Source organism: Kosmotoga arenicorallina S304 (assembly GCF_001636545.1).
Taxonomy (GTDB): Bacteria; Thermotogota; Thermotogae; order Petrotogales; family Kosmotogaceae; genus Kosmotoga_B; species Kosmotoga_B arenicorallina.
This window is the reverse complement of the sequence record NZ_JFHK01000016.1, coordinates 1-17,684: the sequence shown is the minus strand read 5'-3', so window position 1 is coordinate 17,684 and position 17,684 is coordinate 1. Positions and strand designations below refer to the sequence as shown.

Below are 17,684 nucleotides of genomic sequence, written 5' to 3'. Positions count from 1 at the left end.
TATGGAAATAGCAATTGTAGCGTTGGGAGCAGCTTTGGTATTTCTTCTTTTCTTGCTTTACCGGGTAACTCGCAAAGTAGTGATTCGAAGCGCTTCCATAATCAGCAGGATAGAACGTATACCAGAACTCAGCACAGCCAAGCTGACGATAACTCAAATTTACGAAACAGAAAAGAGGAGCATACTCCCAGGTTTAGCGGGGAAATACACAATGATAATCCCGGTTACTGTTCGCGGAATTATGAACCTCTCGGAGCTTTCTGATGAGAACCTTGAAGTGAACGAAACCAACGGTATCAGGCGCATCAAACTCAAGCTTCCCTTGCCTTATCTGGAAATCACAGTCCTGCTGGAACAGTTTTCAGAATTGAAAGTTATAAATGAAAGCGGGATGCTTGTGCGCCTTTTTGGAAAGAAAGATATGTTGAGCTTTCTCAAAGACAACGCCGATGATATAAGGAAAAAAGTCATAGAAGAATCAACAAAAACCGGGCTTATTGATGTGGCAAAAGACAGCGCTCAGAATTTCTTCCGGGGCCTGTTACTCGGTATGGGCTTTGACGAGGTGGTAATATATTTCCAGGAAGCCTCTCTCGATGAACGCGTAAGCCCATTAAAGATAGAAAGCAAATCTTGATATTTGCTTTTGATACAAGGAGGAATATATGTCTTATTTACAAAAATTTCTCGATCAAGAAGTCGTCCCAGCTCTTGGTTGCACTGAACCAGCGGCAGTAGCCCTTGCTGTGGCAAAGGTCAAAGAGCTTTTCGATGAAGTGACTGATCTCGAAGTGGAAGTCAAGGTCAGCACAAATGTGTTCAAGAACGGAATGTATGTGGGCATTCCCGGGCTTGATGGAGAAAGAGGAAACCAACTGGCGGCAGCCCTTTCGCTTCTCTGCGGTAAATCAAAATACGGGCTTGAGGCTTTGAAGGACTGCTCACCGGCATATTCAGAAAGAGCGAAAGAACTCATAAGAAATGGTAAGGTAAAAGTTACCTGTATCACCGATAAAGAAGGGGTTTATCTTGAAGCGCATGCCAAAAACAGTTCGCACAAGGGGTATTGCATAATAGAAGGATACCACGATATGATAACAGAGATAGGATTTGACGGCAAAGTTATTTTCAAAAAGGATGTTTTCATAGAGCCTGCTATCAAAGCCCCTGAAAGTATCAACGAGATTTTTAAGCTAACTGAAACCGCATCACCCGTTGAATTAAAAAAGGCTTACAAAAGCTATGAAATAAACAAGGAAATGGCAGAATTTGCAATGAATAGAAGAGACTATAAATGCCTGGGAGCCGAGAACTCCATCGAATCTAAGATCAGGCGTTACTGCATTGAAGCTTCAGGTGCCCGTATGTCCGGGGTAAAAAAGCCCATCATGAGCACAGGCGGCAGTGGAAATCAGGGGATCGCCACTGCAATTCCTGTGGGACTTGTTGGAGAGAAGATAAGAGCAAGTCGTGAAAAGGTTTCAAAGGCTCTTATTCTATCCCACTTATTCGTTGGCTTCATCAAGGCAAAGCTTGGGCGGTTAACCCCAACTTGCGGTGCGGCTAATGCAGCTGCTCCTGCAGCGGCAGCTGGAATTACCTACCTTCTGGGAGGTTCAAAAGAACAGATTATCAATGCAGCTCAGACAGTACTTGCGGGTGCTACTGGCATGTTGTGTGATGGCGCAAAGGAAAGCTGCGCTTTCAAAGTGGGTTTCAGCGGAAGCCTGGCATTCAGCTCCGCCCTCCTCGCCCTTGAAGGCAGGGGAGTAAAGAACAACCAGGGATTGGTCGGGGCCTCCATCGAGGAAACCCTCGAAAACATAAAGACAGTAAGCACAGCGGGGATGCCTGATATAGAAAATGTCATAATAAACCTCATAGCAAAATAGTGACTCTAATTTCATTTTAATCCCTCCCTGTTAGTGTTGCGTTAGGGAGGTGAGTTTATGAAAAAAAATCTTTTGTGGCTGCTCGTTATTTTGGTGGCTTTTGTCTTTTCAGGCTGTTTCCTTTTTCCCTTCAACAGAAGTGGAAGCATTAGTGTGTTCCTCACTGACGCGGTAGCAAACATAGATGATCTGGAACGTCTCGATGTTCAGATTGATGCGGTGATACTAATATCTGATGAGGCATCGGTTGTTGTTACGGATGAAAGCACTGTTGTAAACATTCTCGATCTTGTCGGAACCGAGATAATGCTTGCAACTGTTGATGGAACAGGAGTATATGACCAGTTGCGCTTTGATGTTGGAGATGCCACAGCAACAGTTAGAGGGAAAGAATACCCTGTTAAGGTAAGCTCTGGCACTTTCAAGTACAATTTTAAGGAGCCACTTGACTTTTCAGAAGAGGCTACACTGATTCTCGACTTTGACCTTTCCAAATCCCTCAAAGTTCAGGGGCAGTGGGATCCTGACAATGTGGGGAATTTGCACATGACACCTGTTATAAATATGCGTCATGGAGAACTTTATGATGTTGAAGGAGAAGTCACGCCTCACGCAACACCCATGCTTGTTGCGCTGTTCCCCGAAAGCGATGATTACGATGATGAAGACGTATTGACGACATTCACGCACCGTGAAAACCCAAAATGGGAAAATGGGGAATTCAGGTTCCCGAAAGTGGAAGCAGGAGATTATATATTGAAGCTTTATGATGATTACTACACAGATGACGGTACTGATTTCGATATAGATGATCTTACGCCTGTGGCTACATTGGCGGTAACCGTCCCGGCAGATTATATTACCATCGATCTTGAGTGATATCGATGTCGAGGGGGGATTCCCCCCTCTTCTGGGGTGATTTTATGAAGTACATATTTTTGGCGATGGCATTATTTTCGTCATGCGTCCTGTTAGCAAATGTAGGCCTTGATATTGAAAAAACATATGAAATAATAGAATCAGTTCAACCGGGAATAGTGCCCGAAACAAGTATACTCGACGTGATTCTAACGCTAAGCGAAAAAAACGCAAAATACATTTACGCTATATATTCAGATGGCGAAAGAAACTGGCACGTGATAACAGAAGACGCTTCCATAACCCTCGATGGTTCAACACTTACTCTTGTTGCTTCTGAAACTCTAACAGAAGCCTTTTCCGGGAAGCCAAAGGTTTCTATCACAGATGCCCTCGCACTTGTTTTCCTTACGGAAACGGAGGAACTCCAGGCGATATTTCTCGAAGAGGTCAACAACCAGCTTAGATGGCAAATATTTGTGGGGGATTCAATAGTAAGCGTTGATCCGGTAACACCAGCAATTCTTAAAAAGGAAAACCGCGCGACAAAACTAAAAGAGGTTAGGGAGAGACTCGCTACCAAAGAAAAGAAAGAACATCCAGAGAAGCCCGAACCCCCTTCACCGGGGAAGCCGGATAAACCACCTAAAAATAACAAAGAGGGCAATAAGAAATGAAGCTCCTTGTCGTAGAAGACAACAGGAAATTAGCAGAGAACATTAAAGCGGGATTTGAAACCCATAATTACTTCGTAGATCTTGCCTTCACCGGGGAAGATGGGCTTGAACTCGCACAGGTTGTTGACTATGATGCTATAATACTCGATATTCTCCTTCCAGATCTATCGGGTTTTGAATTCTGTGCCGCCCTGAGACAGGAGAAAGCAACTCCTATATTGATGCTGACAGCATTGGGTGATATCGAAAACAAGCTGAAAGGTTTTTCTGTTGGAGCGGATGATTATCTTCCCAAGCCCTTTGATTTCAGAGAATTGCTTGCTCGCGTTGAAGCCCTTATACGGAGACAGCAGCCTTTGAAAAGGGAAGTTTTGACTTATAAAGGCCTGGTAATGGATCTTAAAAAGCGGGAAGTACACATTGAGGATAAACCTATAAAACTAAGTGCCAGGGAGTTCGGAATAATGGAGCTCTTTGTGCGCTTTCCTGGCGTTGTCTTTAGCCGCGAGCAGATAATAAATAAAGTTTGGGAAAGCCATTATGAGCCAAAAAGCAATATCGTTGATGTTTATATCCTCTATTTGCGAAATAAGCTGAAGCCCTTCGGTTATGATGTGTTTATAGAAACCGTGGCGAGAATAGGGTATCGCCTTAAAAGGCTTGATGGTGAAGATTATGCTGAGCGTTAAAAGAAAAATCAACCTGCTGTATCTGGCAACCTATGTTCCCCTCATTCTTGCACTCATTTTCCTTCTGGTATTTTATGTGTACCGCTGGAAAAAAAGCGAGATAGACGCAGGAATAATCGCCTTTTACAATGATTTGTACAGAATCTATACTCAGAGAATTCCCGCAAATGCCTTTTTTAGCTTGCCTGGCAGTGATAAAATGGCTTTTGAGATTTATAAAAACGGAAAGCTGGTGAGCAGTTTTCATTTATCACCTGGTGCTTTCTCAGAACTCCAGAAGAAACCAGAAGGTTTTGAAGATACAGGGGAATACAGGGTATACATAAGCAGTTCCAAAATAGAGAGCGATACTGTCACATTTATCATCGCACAAAATGTCTCCTCAGAATCTAGATTTTTTAAATTCTTTTTCACATTTCTATACACAGGGACAGGTGCAGTTATTTTTCTCATCTGGTTCTTCGGGGAAAGGATTACCGGAAAGCTTCTCGATCCTGTTGGCAAAATAGGTAAAACATTGCAGGAAATAAGCAAAAAGGGAATTCTGGACAAAAGAATTGATGTTAAAAAAACTGGTATAGAAATATCAGAGCTGGAAAAAGCGGTTAACATATCTCTCGACAAAATTGAAGAGCTTATCAGTGAAATAGAAACAATTTCACTCAATATAGCGCACGAATTGAGAACTCCTCTGGCTGTAGCGAAATCCTCTCTCGAAGTGGCTTTACTCAAAGCAAAGGAGCCTTCTGATTTCAAGAAAAGCATAGCCGATAGCATAGAAGAATTGAACAGGGTAATAGAACTGTCAAACGCATTGCTTTATATTTCCAAGCTTGAAAGGGGAAAACACACCCTGGAAAAGATCGACCTCTCTGATCTGGTAGCTAAGGTTGCTGAGAAATACATGACTATCTACAAGGAGCTGGACTTTCAACTTGATTTTGAGCCTATGGTAACCCTTTCAGGAAATGAAATGTTGCTCGAATCCGCAATTTCTTGCCTCATTGATAACGCGTGCAAAAACACCACCAGCAAAACCGTTAAGATAGAGCTCAAGTGTTCAGGAAGCAATATAGAAGTACTCGTTTTCAACCCCGGGAAGCCCATACCAGAAGAACTGAGAGGCCAAATCTTCAGTAAATTTGCAACTGCAGATAAACAAAACCCTGGAATAGGCCTCGGTTTATATATAAGTTCAAAGATTGTCCGGCTTCATAATGGATTGATTCGTTACGACCACCAGGATGGAAACAATGTTTTTAGCATTATTCTTCCGATGACTTTGTAATGACCTTCTATTGCGCTATCATTTAAACGGGGTGATTTTATGAAAAAAATATCCTGGCAAGAGCTCAAACTGAACATCAACTTGCCTCGTTCAATCGACAGAGCCAGCAGTTTACCAGAATTAGAGGAGTTTATTGGTCAGGAAAGGGCGCTTGAAGCTCTTGAAATAGGTATCAGAATGAACAAATTGGGCTTTAACATTTTTGTCTCTGGATTGACCAATACCGGGCGCAGAACCTTTGTGAGAAAATTTCTGGCTGGCAAAATAAAGGATGGCAGTACTTCAAAGGATTGGCTGTATGTATATAATTTCAACGATCCCCGTTCCCCCAATGTGATTTCCACCCCGGCCGGCCTGGGTGGAAAGCTGAAAAAGGATCTCGAAAATTTTGTCGAAATAATGGTTACTTCTGTAAAAGAGGCCTTTCAGAGTGATGATTACCAGAAAAAGGTGAATGCCCTCCAGACGGAAAATAACGAACGCAAAAACAGCCTGTTGAAAGAGCTTGTCGACAGGGCTCGTGAAGAGCAGTACCTCGTTCAGATAAATCAAGCAGGTGTAGCAACAATCCCTCTGTGGAATGAAAAACCCCTTACACAGGAAGTATATGACGCTCTACCTGAAGAATACCGCAGAGAAATTGAGAAACACGGCGAGAAAGTGAGAGAGCTGGTTAATTCATATATTCTCGAATTGCGAAAACTGGAAAGGGATTATGGCGACAAGCTGAAAGAACTGAACAGGCAGGTAGCCACTTTTGCCATAGAGGGCCATCTTTCAGAGCTAAAGAAAAAATACAGGACGAACAAAGAAGTTGTAGATTTTCTCGAAAGGCTCAAAAAGGATATTCTGGATAATCTTGCTTATTTTTTCAACGAAAACTCCGATGCGATGATTTTCTTCAAAAAGCGCTATGCGGTGAACCTCTTTGTTGACAATTCAAAGAGCACCGGCAGACCAATAGTCGAGGAAATGAACGCCACCTATTCTAACCTCTTCGGAAGGATTGAATATGTGGCCAAAATGGGTATGCTTGACACGGATCACACCATGATCCGGGCTGGTGCTGTACATCGTGCAAATGGAGGTTATCTTATTCTCGATGCAAAGAACGTTCTGAGCGAACCATATGTATGGAACACGCTAAAGCGGGTTCTTTTTGACGGAAATTTGAGAATAGAAAACCTGGAACATCGTCTTGGATTGGTTTCTACCGTTTCATTGAAACCCGAGCCTATACCAATTGATTTTAAGGTGATACTCATTGGCGAACCCTGGATTTACCAGCTTCTCACCGCTTATGACCCGGACTTTAAGAAACTTTTCAAGATAAAAGCGGAGTTCGACTGGGAAATGGACTTTAATTCAGAATCAGCAAAGAAATTCTGCCGCTTTGTCCATTCAATAGCTTCTGAGAGCACGCTGCTGGACTTTGATCGAACCGCTCTTAAAGAGATAATAAAAAAGGCTATTTTGTTATCAGGAAATAGAAAAAAGCTCTCAATAAGATTTGGCACGTTGAAGCAGCTGCTTGAAGAGAGTTCTGAACTTGCAAAAATCAAAGGAGCACCCATCGTAAGTGGAAAGCACATAGAAGAAGCGTGGAATGGCATGAGAAAGCGTGTTTCCTTGTATAAAGACAAAATCGAGGAAGAGTTCAGGAACTCTATTCTGTATGTTGAAACGAGCGGAAAAGCTGTTGGTGAGGTTAATGGGTTGACCGTAATCGAAACCGAAGATTTGAGCTTTGGAATTCCCGTAAAAATAACCGCTAAAGTAAGCCCGGGCAATGAGGGGATTGTGGACATTCAACGTGAAGCAGGTCTCAGTGGCAAAATCCATACAAAAGCATCGCTGATCGTTCAGGGTTATCTTCACGCAAGATATGCCCAGCATCATCCCCTCAGCCTTAATGCTTTTGTGTCCTTTGAGCAGGTTTACAGTATGGTTGAGGGTGATAGCGCTTCAGTTGCCGAGGTAGCGGCTCTTTTATCAGCGATTTCTGGAATCCCCTTGAAACAAAGCATTGCGGTAACCGGCTCAATTAATCAGAGCGGTCGTGTGCAACCTGTTGGCGGTATCCCGCAAAAAATAGAAGGTTTTTTCCGTTTGTGCGAAATAAAGGGACTCAACGGGGAACAGGGGGTAATTATTCCACAGAGCAATCTGGATAACCTGGTACTATCCGACGAGGTAACGGCAGCAGTCAAAAAAGGGCTGTTCCATATCTGGGCTGTTGAAAGTGTGGATGAAGCTCTGGAACTGCTTTCAGGCAAGAAAGCGGGTGTTGTGGACAAAACCGGACACTATCCTGTGGCGACCTTTAATAGAGTCGTTTGTGATAAACTTGAGCATTTTTACAAGATTTCTCTCTCTGCCTCCGAAGAAAAAAGGAAGAAAAAATAGGGCCGCCATAAGGCGGCTCTAAGAAACTTATTTCTACCACCCTTGAATTTCCCTCATGTACAGTATGTAGCCCTTTACATATGAAGCTACCTTCGAAAGCAATTCAATGGTTAGCTCATCGAGTTTTGAGGTGTCTTTTGTGGCTACCAGCTCGTCAAAGTATTCCTTTGTGGCAAGGTCTGTGTTTCCACTTTCGAGATCGTCTCCCATGAGTTCTTTCATTTCATAGTATACTCTGGACAGTTTACCACGGGCATATCTTCTGAGCTTCAGTGCATCTTTACGCGGATTTTTGATCTTAACAGGTTCTGCTTCTTTTATGGCTTTAACAAGGGGTTCATAACCTGTCCAGAGCCTGTACCCGCCATAAAAGTCGTAAGCGTAATGATAATTCGCAAAGACAACGTACCACTTATCGAAATTGAAAATCAGCTTGAAGAGTTCGCAGGTAGGAGCGGGGAATGTATGATAGGGCATCCCTATATCTTCAAGATAGTGAATTGCCCGCGCCATAAATCTGTAAGCCCAATAAGGGTCGTTCATATCCCACACTTCTGTTGAAAGGTCCGAAAAATACTCGACGCTCTTTGAAACTTCGCCAAATCTCATGAAGAGCAATCGATATTCCATGTGCCGCCAACCCTGGCTTCCGCCAGTTAGCTTTTGACTGGAATTCAATTCGAGATCCTGGTCCATGCCAAGGTCAGGTTCATAAGAATACACAGAAAATATTTGCCACAGAGGAGCAATATTATCTACTGGTAATGGATTCGGAAATACTGAAATGAAGACATCGTCATCTTCCCAGGGATTGTATCTCTGACCAAGGTAATCGCTGAAATTTGCCTTTTCCATATTATAAATGCGGTTATCGATATTTTCATATGTGTAAGGTGTAATAGGAACTCTAATGTCAGCTATATCAGGCATGGAAGAAACGATGTAATAGGTAAGGGCATCGTGCCCCGACCAGGCAAAAGCAGTAAGAGCAAAAAACAACACTAAAATAGTTAGCAACTTCTTCATATGACCTCCCCTCCTTCTTGAAATCTTATTTTAGCATTTATTATGAAACAATTCAAAATGATTTCTCTTCAGACTCTTCCCATTCATTGTAACTATCAATTCAGAATAATAAAATGGATTGAGGTGATCACATGAATTCTAGCTGGAGAAAACAATACCTTGAAGATCCACCCGGCCCCATGGCAAAAGCATATTCGAAGCTATTTTACGATGAAACCTTGAAAGACTACTTAATTCACTTCGCAGCCGCTCTTGATGACAACGCTATGATACTCGATTTTGATTGCTCAGGTTGTTCCTTCTGGAAATATTTGCGCGAATGCGGCATTAAAGTCATAGGGATTTCAGGAAACAAATGTAAATCAATAAAGCTTTCTGATAGAGGTATAAAAGTCTTGCATATGCCTTTTAACGAAATATCTTTTATAGGTATTTTTGGCGGTTTCTTGCTTTTATATGTACCCAATTACCTTCCCCCAGATACGAATCTGGAAATCCTCCATAAAGCACATCTGGCTTTAAGGATTGGCGGAAAAGGTCTTATTGCACTTGAAATTGAAGACAGTCATTCTGCGTCAACTGCCGCTCTAAAAGAGCTTTCAAAGAAATATCCCGTTTTAGAAGGGGAAAGAATAATAAATGAGAAGTACAGATTCATACCAACCCTCAATTCGGTGAAAAACCTTATACGGCTTAGCGAATTTCATCTGATGAAGTACAGCGTCAAAGCCGGGAAGGCTTTTTTCCTCGTGAGAAAATAACTTCATCGCTTCATTTCTTCCTTGCTGCTTCACAAATTAAACCATAAATGTGATAATTTTGTTTGAGCGCAGTAGCCAAATAGGGGGTATTGAATGTCAAAAAAAAGTATAGCCTTTGGTAATATTCTCAGGAGGTTCAAGGGCAATCCCGAAAGGTTCAGGAGAATACTTAAAGCCGGTATGGGGCTGGAAACCCTCAGGAGAAAGAAATTCCCCGATAGAAAAAGACCTGACTTCATAAATTCAATAAATTACCTTGCAGTTCTGGAAGTTTTCAGGGCTTTAAGTGGTTTTAACGTAGCCTGGGTTAACCTTCTTGCACCTTCTGAACTGCTCATTGCTGCTGGAATTAATCCCGTATCTGCGGAGGGAATAAGCGGAACGATGTCATCGATGCATCTCGAAGACCTCCCTTTGAACCTTGCTTCCAGCAATGGCATTTCAAGCAGTTTGTGCACTTTTCATAGAACTTCCATAGGCACCGCTTTGTGGAAGGTATTCCCGAAACCGGATATTGTAGTTACAACAACCATTTTGTGCGATGGAAATGCGGGAAGCTTTCATAAGATAGCCAAATCTTTTGGCACACCCTTTTTTCTGATAGATGTGCCAAGGGGAAGAAAAAAAGAGTACGTGCCTTATGTGGAAAAACAGCTTTACGAGCTGATACGAGCAATAGAAGAAATTACAGGAAAAAGATACCCCTTCGATAAATTAGAAGAACACCTGGAATGGGAGAGAAAAACAGTAGAAAACCTCAACAAAGCCAGAGAACTCCTTAGCTCAAAATCAATTCCCATGCATCTATACGAACAGATGAACGCTCTCTATGTAATGCACACCCTTGCTGGAAGCAGGGAACTTTTGACAGCTTCCCAGGAATTAATTGAAGACCTCAGGAACTCAAAGGCTTCCCCGGAATTAAAGTTGCTCTGGCTTCATATCCCGCCTTATTATGACAATGAACTCTTTGAAATATTTTCACCCTCAGGGAAAATCTGGGTTGTTACAGATGAGCTGTGGTGGGATTGGTTGTATCCTGTGAAACCGGAAGACCCCATAAAGTCTCTTGCAGAAAAACTGGTGTTCAATATAGAAGCTGGAAGCGTTCAAGAACGCGGGAATTTTTTGATAAAGCTCGCCCGGGAACTGAGTGTCTCAGGTGCTGTTCACTTTTCACACTGGGGATGCCGTCAATCAAGTGGAGGCGCGGGTTATTTAAAACGCGTATTCAATAAGGAAAACATCCCCTTTTTGGAGTTGACAGGAGATTGCGTGGATCACAACTCCGAAAGCGCTGGTCAGTTGAAGACAAGGGTAAATGCTTTTCTTGAAATTCTGGGGGTGGGAGAGTGATTTATTACGCCTGCAGCTATGTCCCACTGGAGATATTATTTGCCAGCGGGCTATCGTTTATGAAGATAGAAAGGGCAGATTATTCGGAAGATCCTCTGGTGCACAGGAATCTGTGCGGTTATTGCAAGGCAACTTTCGAGGCGGTTAAAGACATGAATAGTGATGACCTCTTCATAGCTGTTGATTCCTGTGATGCTATGCGGAGGATAAACGATCTGGCACAAAGCTATTCAAAAGCCCAAATTCTCCAGTTAAGGCTCCCCTGGAAACGTGATGATGCGTCCAGAATTTTTTATAGAAATCAACTCGAAGGCTTAGTTGATATGTTATCCTTGGTCAGGGGGAAAACAATTACAATAAGAGAATTGAAAGAAGGCATAAAGAGTTTCAATGATCTGAAAAAACATTTGTGGTCGCTGCACAACAAGGGTATTGCATATACCGAAATCCAAAAGGCTATTGATTTAGCAAATTCAGGGCAAAAGTATCAACCTTTGGATAAAAAAGTTGCAAAAAACGGTCCGCGCCTTGCGGTTGCAGGGGGGCTGATGAAAGATGAGGAGTTTTTGAAAATGGTAGGCAGTATTGGTGCGGAGATTGTTTTCAACGAGACATGCGCTGGAATGAGAGGATTTACCGGAGAGTCATTCCCAACAGCTGACCCGATCGATGAGATAGCTACACGTCTGATCCAGCGGCGTATTCCCTGTGGCCGCTTTATAGATGGCAGCGACACCTCGATATTGCGGAAAATTTTCCAGTCTCTAAAAGTCGATGGCGTGCTAAGGCTAAACCAAAAATTTTGCGACTTTTTCGACGATTACCCCCTTCCGGAAGAGCTACCATCGTTATCGCTGGAAATAGATTATCCCCTGGCTTCATTAGGGCAATTATCCACCAGGATAGGGGCTTTCGTTGAAAGGATTAAAAAAGGGATATCCAGGGTATCTGTCTCAAAAACTGCGGGCAGGTATTTCATTGGTGTGGATTCCGGCTCTACAACGACAAATCTCGTTATAACAAACGATAAAGGTGAAATACTCCTGTGGAAAATCGCCCCCACAGGTATAAATGGCAGTGCTACTGCCAGTAAGCTTTTGAAGGAAGCTCAAAGGGAAATGAACTTTTCGGATGATGACATTGCTTACTGTGTTGCCACCGGCTACGGGCGAAGCATCGTAGATTTCGCCAATGAAACCATAACCGAAATCACATGTCACGCCAGGGGGGCAAAAAGGTTTTTCCCGGAAGCAAAGTGCATCATTGATATTGGAGGACAGGATAGCAAAGCAATACGCTTAGATGAAAAGGGAAATGTGGTTGATTTCAGCATGAATGATAAATGCGCAGCAGGCACAGGGCGTTTTCTTGAAGTGATGGCGCGCGTTCTTGAAAAAGACCTTGATGCCATGGCTGATGCCGCTGAGAAAGCCCGAAAAAATCTGTCTATCAGTTCAATGTGTACAGTCTTCGCTGAATCTGAAGTGGTTTCCCTTATTGGTAAAGGCGAATCCATAGACGATATATCTGCTGGTCTTTTCAGGTCAATTTCTAAGCGTATCGCTGCAATGTACAAAAGAGTGAAAGGGGAGCCTCCTGTGGTTTTCACGGGTGGAGTCGCCAGAAACAGCGGCATTGTGAAAGCACTTCAAGAAGAGCTGGGAATTAATTTCCTTATTCCCGATGTACCCGATATAGTAGGGGCTTATGGAGCAGCGATAATGGCAATGGAAAAGGTGATAAGATGAAAACGCTGAAACTGAAAATATCTCCGGAATCCCCAGAAATGGACAAAATCAAGCAAGCTGCTGAATACATAAAAAGCGGAAAGCTTGTTGCTTTTCCAACTGAAACCGTATACGGGCTGGGGGCTAACGCCCTGGACCCTTATGCGGTTAAAAAAATTTACATTGCCAAGGGAAGGCCGGAGGATAATCCATTGATCGTGCATGTTTCATCACTTGAAATGGCGCAAAGCCTTGTGGTGGAAAATATAGACGCTTTTGAAATTGCGCACCGCTTGTGGCCGGGGCCTGTAACGCTCATTTTTCATAAAAGCAGTGTGGTTCCCTCGATTGTAACCGCAATGATGCAAACTGTAGGCCTCCGCTTTCCTGCTCATCCCATAGCAATAAAGCTGATTGAAAGCTCGGGTGTTCCCATTGCCGCCCCAAGCGCTAATCTATCCGGAAAACCAAGCCCGACGGAGGAATGGCACGTAGTTGAAGACCTTGACAGCAGGGTTGAGTGCATCATTCAGGGCGGCAAAACTTTATTTGGGCTTGAATCGACGATAATAGATATGACAAGAAAGAAGCCCAGGTTGTTAAGACCAGGTCCTGTATCCCCGGAGAGGTTAAAAGAGTTACTCCCCGATCTCGTGGTTTCAGAAGCTGCCAGGGCTCGTGCAAAATATGATGGCCCAGCTTTGTCGCCCGGGATGAAATACAGGCATTATTCCCCCGATGTAGAACTCATTCTCGTTGAAGGCAATCCTTTTGATTCTTTCAAGAAAATAAAGGAAATCGCTTTGCAAAGCAATAGAAAAACCGCTATACTTTGCTCTAAAGAGACTGAAATGCTTTATGGAAAGGGATTCGAGAAAATCGTACTGGGTTCGCGCGAAGATCTGTATATTGTTGCGACCAATCTTTTCAGCACTCTGAGAGAGTTGCCGGGCAAAGGCTTCGATTTGTTGATATCCGAAGCTTTTCCAGAAAAGGGAATCGGCCTTGCAATAATGAACCGGCTTAGAAAAGCTGCCTGGAAGGTAATCAATACTGATTAAAAGAGGTGAAACAAATGCCTTCTGTATTTGGAATGGGAGAAATTCTTGTTGACAAGATATATACAGTGAACGGCGAAGAAAGATGGCTGGCTGGCGGCTCGGTCTTCAATACCATGATGGATTTGTATTTAATGGGGATTGAGGTAGCTTTTCAAACATCGCTTGCCCGGGATGATGAAGGAAACTTTTTGATGAATACCCTTATGGATTCAGGATTTTCGACGCTATATCACAACCCATCTGAAAAAACTCTATATGCTGAAGTAACCCTTGATGGGAATGGAAACCCGGTTTTCAGAATTAAGAATAGGGAAAAACTCGTATTGAACTTTGGCAGCAAACACGAGAGCATATTAAAGTCATCGAGCATCTTTCATACGAGCGCTTTTTCCTTGAATTACAGCAAATCTAGAGATGCGATTTTGAAGGCCTTTGATGTTGCAAAAAGGGAAAGGATTTTTTGCTCTTTTGATCTTAACATGAGAAGCCTTGAAGGGGATATAAAGCCAGATGAACTGAGGAAAATTGTCGTAGAGCTTATGATCAAGGCTGATTATTGCAAGCCCTCCCGTGATGATCTGAGCCTTCTTTTTCCAGCATTGAGCATAGAAGAAGTGATAGAATTTCTAAAAAATCATACTCAGGGCAATATTGTGGTAACCAATGGGGACGATCCCATAATTTACATAAAGAATGGTAGTATTAAGGAAATCGCCGTGAAAAAAGAGGCCGCAGTTGATGGGACAGGCGCCGGTGATGCCTTTAACGCGGCGGTAATTGCAAGCGTGCTAAAGGGAAAGCCTTTCCTGGAAGCCATAGAAACGGGAAAGCTCCTTGCTTCTATGGTGGTTAAACGCTATGGAGCGCTTGCAACTTCAGAAGATGTAAAGGCGATTAAGAACAGGATTTAATAAATATTTGAAAAGGAAGTGGCCACTTTGGACAAACTGAACAATTGGCTTGTTGATATTTTCAAAGCTTTGGGCTGTGAGTGGAGGATCGAAATTCTCAAAACCATAGCTGCCGGAAAAGCCAATTGCCTCTGCCAGCTTGAACCACTATTTCCTCTTGATAAAACAACTCTTTCAAGGCACATAAAAGCGTTAGTTCGTGCAGGATTATTGCTCCAAAGAAAAAAAGGGGTGCTTGTCGAACTGGAAATCAGCAGCCCCGAGGTGCTTGAGCTAATCTCTCTTGCGACAAAGATTGCCAAAAAACAAAAAGGGCTGTAAGCCCTTTTTAAATCTTCGAAACGTCCATTTCCATTATGACCGCCCTGGATGGTCCCAGAGGGGTTAGATTGTTCTTACCAACTCCGATGAAATCTTTCCCGAACATGTCAAAGAGATTTGAAGATATGTTCAGCTCTGGTAACTTCCCGATGAATTTCTTGCCATCGAACAGAAAAGGCAGTTGCACGGGAGTAGCGAATTTACCATCTGGCGTAAAGTCGCCGCCGCTCGCCACAAGAACGAAAATTCCCTTTCTGCCATCGAGGAGTTCCTCAAGAGTTTTATCGGATTCTTTCAGACTCATAGGATAAGCTGCCACATCCGGAACCGAATCATATTCACCACCAGCAGCACCAGTATGTGGAAGGTTGAACAGTTTCGCCGTTTTCTTGTTTGTGTAGGGCGAACGCAGGATCCCATTCTCAATTAATGGATAACGGAATTCCGGGGTTACCACGCCCTCAAGGTCGAAGAAAGGGCCATAAAAGCCGTCAGCATGGTTACGCGTCTGGTATAAAGTGAAATTTTCACTAAACAGCTTCTGGCCTATTTTTCCGGAAAGCAAGGACCCACCAGTAGCGAAAATCAGACCGTGCAGATCTCTGTAGAGCTTCATCAGATATATGGAATCAGACTGCAAAAAAACCACGGGGTATCTTCCCGGCTTGAATTCCTCTATGTTGTTCTTAAAGGCTTCACAAATTTCATTGGTTAAATTCAAAAATTCTTTCCTGTCATATTTCAAACCATTGTAACCTACAAAGCCGTCAAAGATATTTCCAGAGCCCTTGCGCTTGAATATTAACCCAACGTTTATCGAAGTGCCCCTGTGAAAAAGATTTAACCCCAGGTTGTTATTAAGGGAGTTTTCCGTGGTTGTTAGAGTAGCTTTGTTGCTAAAAATAAAATCTGGTTGCTCCTTTGATATTTCCAGAAGGAGTTCTTCTATCTCATTTACGAATTCATCGCTATCGCTGAAATCCGCATGATATACGATATTCATCTCCAGATCGGAGGTGGGTTCAACAGGATAGTGAATGTCAAAATCCAGCGCTTTGATGGCCTTTTCCGCAAGCTCCTCTTCATCAACTTTACCAAGGCCGCCTGCAACACCCATTTTGTTTTCCGAATAGACTCTTATTGCGGTTTTGGTTATGTCCTTTCTTCTCACCGATTCAACCTTGCTGTTTTCGATATTAAGGGCAATTTGAGAGGTTTTTTCGGTATACTTCTCTTTTATCATCAATCTCCCCCCTATCTTACGTTTAGACTTTTAACACGCACGTATGGGCCGCCAAATCCAACGGGAAGGGGGAATTGTTCAAATTTTCCACACCCTCCCAGAGCAAACTCCAATATCTTCACGTCTTTTGTCAACCCTTCAATCTCATTCAGAGTTTCAAAGACATTTCCGGTAACAACGGAGATTTTTACAGGTTCTGCTATTTTTCCATCCCTTATCATATATGCCATTGATGGCGCCAGCGTGAAAGTGGACATCCCGGAGCCATGTTTCAAGGTTTCTACGAAGATCCCTTCCTTTATATCTGAAATTAGCTCTTCGAAAGTTTTATCTCCGCCTTTTATGAACGTGGTAGTCATGCGCACAATGGGTTCAAACTCAAAGTTCAATGCTCTTGCGTTTCCCGTTAAGCCTTCACCAAGGGCAGCTGCCGTTTTAGCGCTGTGAAGCCTGCCTGAAAGAACCCCTTTCTTTATCAGGTATGTTTCTTTTGCTTTTGTGCCCTCGTCATCAAAGGGAGTATATCCAGTCCCCATTATGCTTCCATCATCAACTATGGAGAGGATTTCACTACCGACTTTTTTCCCGATTTTCCATTCCTCTTCCATACTCTTGTCACCGATCATGAAATCTGATTCGCTTTTATGGCCAAAGCTTTCATGGGCAAAGACACCCGCTGCTTCTGGTGAAAGCACCACGGTGTATTTACCGGGTTTTATTTCGGCCGCCTCCTTTAAGAAATGAATGGATTTGCCGAACCTCGACTTGATCTCTTCTTCCAGTCCTTTCAGCTGAGAAAAATAGTTCGACCCACGATCAAACCTGTCAGCAAACTTTCTATCTCCGTCTGAAAGCTCGTAACTTATTCTCATTCCCACTCTTTGGGTATCAAAGACGATATTTGAGCCTTTGCTGGAGTGAAAGCTCTTTTTGACATGAAGATCTATGTAATTCGCCCTCCATAGTTTGACGTACTCAGAAGATGCTATTATCGGAGAATAATTTTTCAAGAGCTCCATTTTCTCATTCAAGGCGCACTCTTTTACTGAATCTTTTCCCGTGAATTTTAGAAATTCACTTTTATGAACTTCAAATCTCTGAAAAATGGGGTCTTCCTTGATGTTCTCATTCTTACAAGCTATTGAAGCGAGGGCTTCTATTTCTTTCTGAATGCTGTCCACATCGCTCGTAGAAGAATAATACCAGCGCTTACCATCATACAGGCGTATAAAGGCAGCTTTGTAGGATTTTTCTTTCACGTCGTCAAGTTTTCCCATTGTAATCTGTATTGAAGTCTGAAACACATCTTCAATTCTCACATCTGTGTAAAGACCTTCAGGAAATTTAAACATTTTCCCCCTCCTTTTCGCAAAATATTTTTACGGTTATCCAGTTCCAGGATTATGCACGGGAATATAGAAAAATGGAGGCCATCAGGCCTCCTAGGGCTCAAGTTATGCACTTTGAA

The 17,684-nt window shown here is 42.9% G+C and carries 16 protein-coding genes; 13 read left to right on the top strand and 3 right to left on the bottom strand.

Features of this window, described 5'->3' with window-relative positions; all coding sequences use genetic code 11:
- Nucleotide 1: 1 nt before the first annotated feature.
- Genes AT15_RS07215 through AT15_RS07185 form a run of 7 tightly spaced genes read left to right on the top strand, consistent with a single transcriptional unit; the run spans nt 2 to nt 7,810 of the window.
- Nucleotides 2-637 (top strand): DUF4230 domain-containing protein, encoded by a 636-nt coding sequence (locus AT15_RS07215; RefSeq protein ID WP_068347912.1) that lies wholly within the window; start codon nt 2-4, stop codon nt 635-637.
- Between the two features lie 28 nt (nt 638-665).
- Nucleotides 666-1,892: an L-cysteine desulfidase family protein gene (locus AT15_RS07210; protein WP_068347911.1), complete on the top strand. Its 1,227-nt coding sequence runs from the start codon at nt 666-668 to the stop codon at nt 1,890-1,892.
- Nucleotides 1,893-1,949: 57 nt separating this feature from the next.
- Nucleotides 1,950-2,771 carry a DUF4382 domain-containing protein gene (locus AT15_RS07205; protein WP_068347910.1) on the top strand — a complete coding sequence of 274 codons (822 nt, stop codon included), beginning with the start codon at nt 1,950-1,952 and terminating at the stop codon, nt 2,769-2,771.
- A gap of 44 nt (nt 2,772-2,815) precedes the next feature.
- Nucleotides 2,816-3,427 carry a hypothetical protein gene (locus AT15_RS07200; RefSeq protein ID WP_153019724.1) on the top strand — a complete coding sequence of 204 codons (612 nt, stop codon included), beginning with the start codon at nt 2,816-2,818 and terminating at the stop codon, nt 3,425-3,427.
- Entirely contained in the window at nt 3,424-4,116 is a 693-nt protein-coding gene (locus AT15_RS07195; protein ID WP_068347908.1) for a response regulator transcription factor, read from the top strand. The genes AT15_RS07200 and AT15_RS07195 overlap by 4 nt, the downstream gene beginning before the upstream one ends.
- On the top strand, nt 4,103-5,404 hold the full coding sequence (locus AT15_RS07190) for a sensor histidine kinase (RefSeq protein WP_068347907.1): 1,302 nt from the start codon (nt 4,103-4,105) through the stop codon (nt 5,402-5,404). The genes AT15_RS07195 and AT15_RS07190 overlap by 14 nt, the downstream gene beginning before the upstream one ends.
- Before the next feature lie 39 nt (nt 5,405-5,443).
- Nucleotides 5,444-7,810 (top strand): Lon protease family protein, encoded by a 2,367-nt coding sequence (locus AT15_RS07185; protein WP_068347905.1) that lies wholly within the window; start codon nt 5,444-5,446, stop codon nt 7,808-7,810.
- Between the two features lie 33 nt (nt 7,811-7,843).
- Here the strand turns inward: AT15_RS07185 and AT15_RS07180 are convergent, their stop codons facing one another.
- Entirely contained in the window at nt 7,844-8,836 is a 993-nt protein-coding gene (locus AT15_RS07180; protein ID WP_068347904.1) for a phospholipase C/P1 nuclease family protein, read from the bottom strand.
- A gap of 131 nt (nt 8,837-8,967) precedes the next feature.
- Here AT15_RS07180 and AT15_RS07175 point away from each other — a divergent pair, with 131 nt between their 5' ends.
- The 6 genes from AT15_RS07175 to AT15_RS07150 all read left to right on the top strand — a co-directional run bounded on the left by AT15_RS07175 (nt 8,968) and on the right by AT15_RS07150 (nt 14,973).
- A complete protein-coding gene (locus AT15_RS07175; RefSeq protein WP_068347902.1) occupies nt 8,968-9,597 on the top strand; it encodes a hypothetical protein in 630 nt (209 codons plus the stop codon).
- Nucleotides 9,598-9,690: 93 nt separating this feature from the next.
- Nucleotides 9,691-10,953, top strand: a complete 1,263-nt coding sequence (locus AT15_RS07170; protein WP_068347900.1) for a 2-hydroxyacyl-CoA dehydratase subunit D — start codon at nt 9,691-9,693, stop codon at nt 10,951-10,953.
- A complete protein-coding gene (locus AT15_RS07165; protein WP_068347898.1) occupies nt 10,950-12,701 on the top strand; it encodes an acyl-CoA dehydratase activase in 1,752 nt (583 codons plus the stop codon). Before AT15_RS07170 ends, AT15_RS07165 begins: the two co-directional genes overlap by 4 nt.
- Nucleotides 12,698-13,741 (top strand): L-threonylcarbamoyladenylate synthase, encoded by a 1,044-nt coding sequence (locus AT15_RS07160; protein ID WP_068347895.1) that lies wholly within the window; start codon nt 12,698-12,700, stop codon nt 13,739-13,741. The genes AT15_RS07165 and AT15_RS07160 overlap by 4 nt, the downstream gene beginning before the upstream one ends.
- 14 nt (nt 13,742-13,755) lie before the next feature.
- Complete coding sequence (locus tag AT15_RS07155) at nt 13,756-14,652, top strand: carbohydrate kinase family protein (protein WP_068347894.1); 897 nt, start codon at nt 13,756-13,758, stop codon at nt 14,650-14,652.
- Between the two features lie 27 nt (nt 14,653-14,679).
- Nucleotides 14,680-14,973 (top strand): ArsR/SmtB family transcription factor, encoded by a 294-nt coding sequence (locus tag AT15_RS07150; protein WP_161484661.1) that lies wholly within the window; start codon nt 14,680-14,682, stop codon nt 14,971-14,973.
- Between the two features lie 7 nt (nt 14,974-14,980).
- Here the strand turns inward: AT15_RS07150 and AT15_RS07145 are convergent, their stop codons facing one another.
- Together AT15_RS07145 and AT15_RS07140 are read right to left on the bottom strand one after the other, a co-directional pair.
- Nucleotides 14,981-16,216 (bottom strand): metallopeptidase TldD-related protein, encoded by a 1,236-nt coding sequence (locus tag AT15_RS07145; protein ID WP_068347892.1) that lies wholly within the window; start codon nt 16,214-16,216, stop codon nt 14,981-14,983.
- An 11-nt stretch (nt 16,217-16,227) separates the two neighbouring features.
- Nucleotides 16,228-17,568, bottom strand: a complete 1,341-nt coding sequence (locus tag AT15_RS07140; RefSeq protein ID WP_068347890.1) for a TldD/PmbA family protein — start codon at nt 17,566-17,568, stop codon at nt 16,228-16,230.
- Nucleotides 17,569-17,684: the final 116 nt, after the last annotated feature.

Excerpts from the sequence above, each read along its gene's own strand:
- AT15_RS07170 (WP_068347900.1), top strand. The coding sequence starts at position 9,691 with ATGTCAAAAAAAAGTATAGCCTTTGGTAATATTCTCAGGAGGTTCAAG.
- AT15_RS07185 (WP_068347905.1), top strand. The coding sequence starts at position 5,444 with ATGAAAAAAATATCCTGGCAAGAGCTCAAACTGAACATCAACTTGCCT.
- AT15_RS07195 (WP_068347908.1), top strand. The coding sequence starts at position 3,424 with ATGAAGCTCCTTGTCGTAGAAGACAACAGGAAATTAGCAGAGAACATT.
- AT15_RS07160 (WP_068347895.1), top strand. The coding sequence starts at position 12,698 with ATGAAAACGCTGAAACTGAAAATATCTCCGGAATCCCCAGAAATGGAC.
- AT15_RS07215 (WP_068347912.1), top strand. The coding sequence starts at position 2 with ATGGAAATAGCAATTGTAGCGTTGGGAGCAGCTTTGGTATTTCTTCTT.
- AT15_RS07210 (WP_068347911.1), top strand. The coding sequence starts at position 666 with ATGTCTTATTTACAAAAATTTCTCGATCAAGAAGTCGTCCCAGCTCTT.
- AT15_RS07190 (WP_068347907.1), top strand. The coding sequence starts at position 4,103 with ATGCTGAGCGTTAAAAGAAAAATCAACCTGCTGTATCTGGCAACCTAT.
- AT15_RS07145 (WP_068347892.1), bottom strand. The coding sequence starts at position 16,216 with ATGATAAAAGAGAAGTATACCGAAAAAACCTCTCAAATTGCCCTTAAT.
- AT15_RS07180 (WP_068347904.1), bottom strand. The coding sequence starts at position 8,836 with ATGAAGAAGTTGCTAACTATTTTAGTGTTGTTTTTTGCTCTTACTGCT.
- AT15_RS07155 (WP_068347894.1), top strand. The coding sequence starts at position 13,756 with ATGCCTTCTGTATTTGGAATGGGAGAAATTCTTGTTGACAAGATATAT.
- AT15_RS07140 (WP_068347890.1), bottom strand. The coding sequence starts at position 17,568 with ATGTTTAAATTTCCTGAAGGTCTTTACACAGATGTGAGAATTGAAGAT.
- AT15_RS07175 (WP_068347902.1), top strand. The coding sequence starts at position 8,968 with ATGAATTCTAGCTGGAGAAAACAATACCTTGAAGATCCACCCGGCCCC.
- AT15_RS07200 (WP_153019724.1), top strand. The coding sequence starts at position 2,816 with ATGAAGTACATATTTTTGGCGATGGCATTATTTTCGTCATGCGTCCTG.
- AT15_RS07205 (WP_068347910.1), top strand. The coding sequence starts at position 1,950 with ATGAAAAAAAATCTTTTGTGGCTGCTCGTTATTTTGGTGGCTTTTGTC.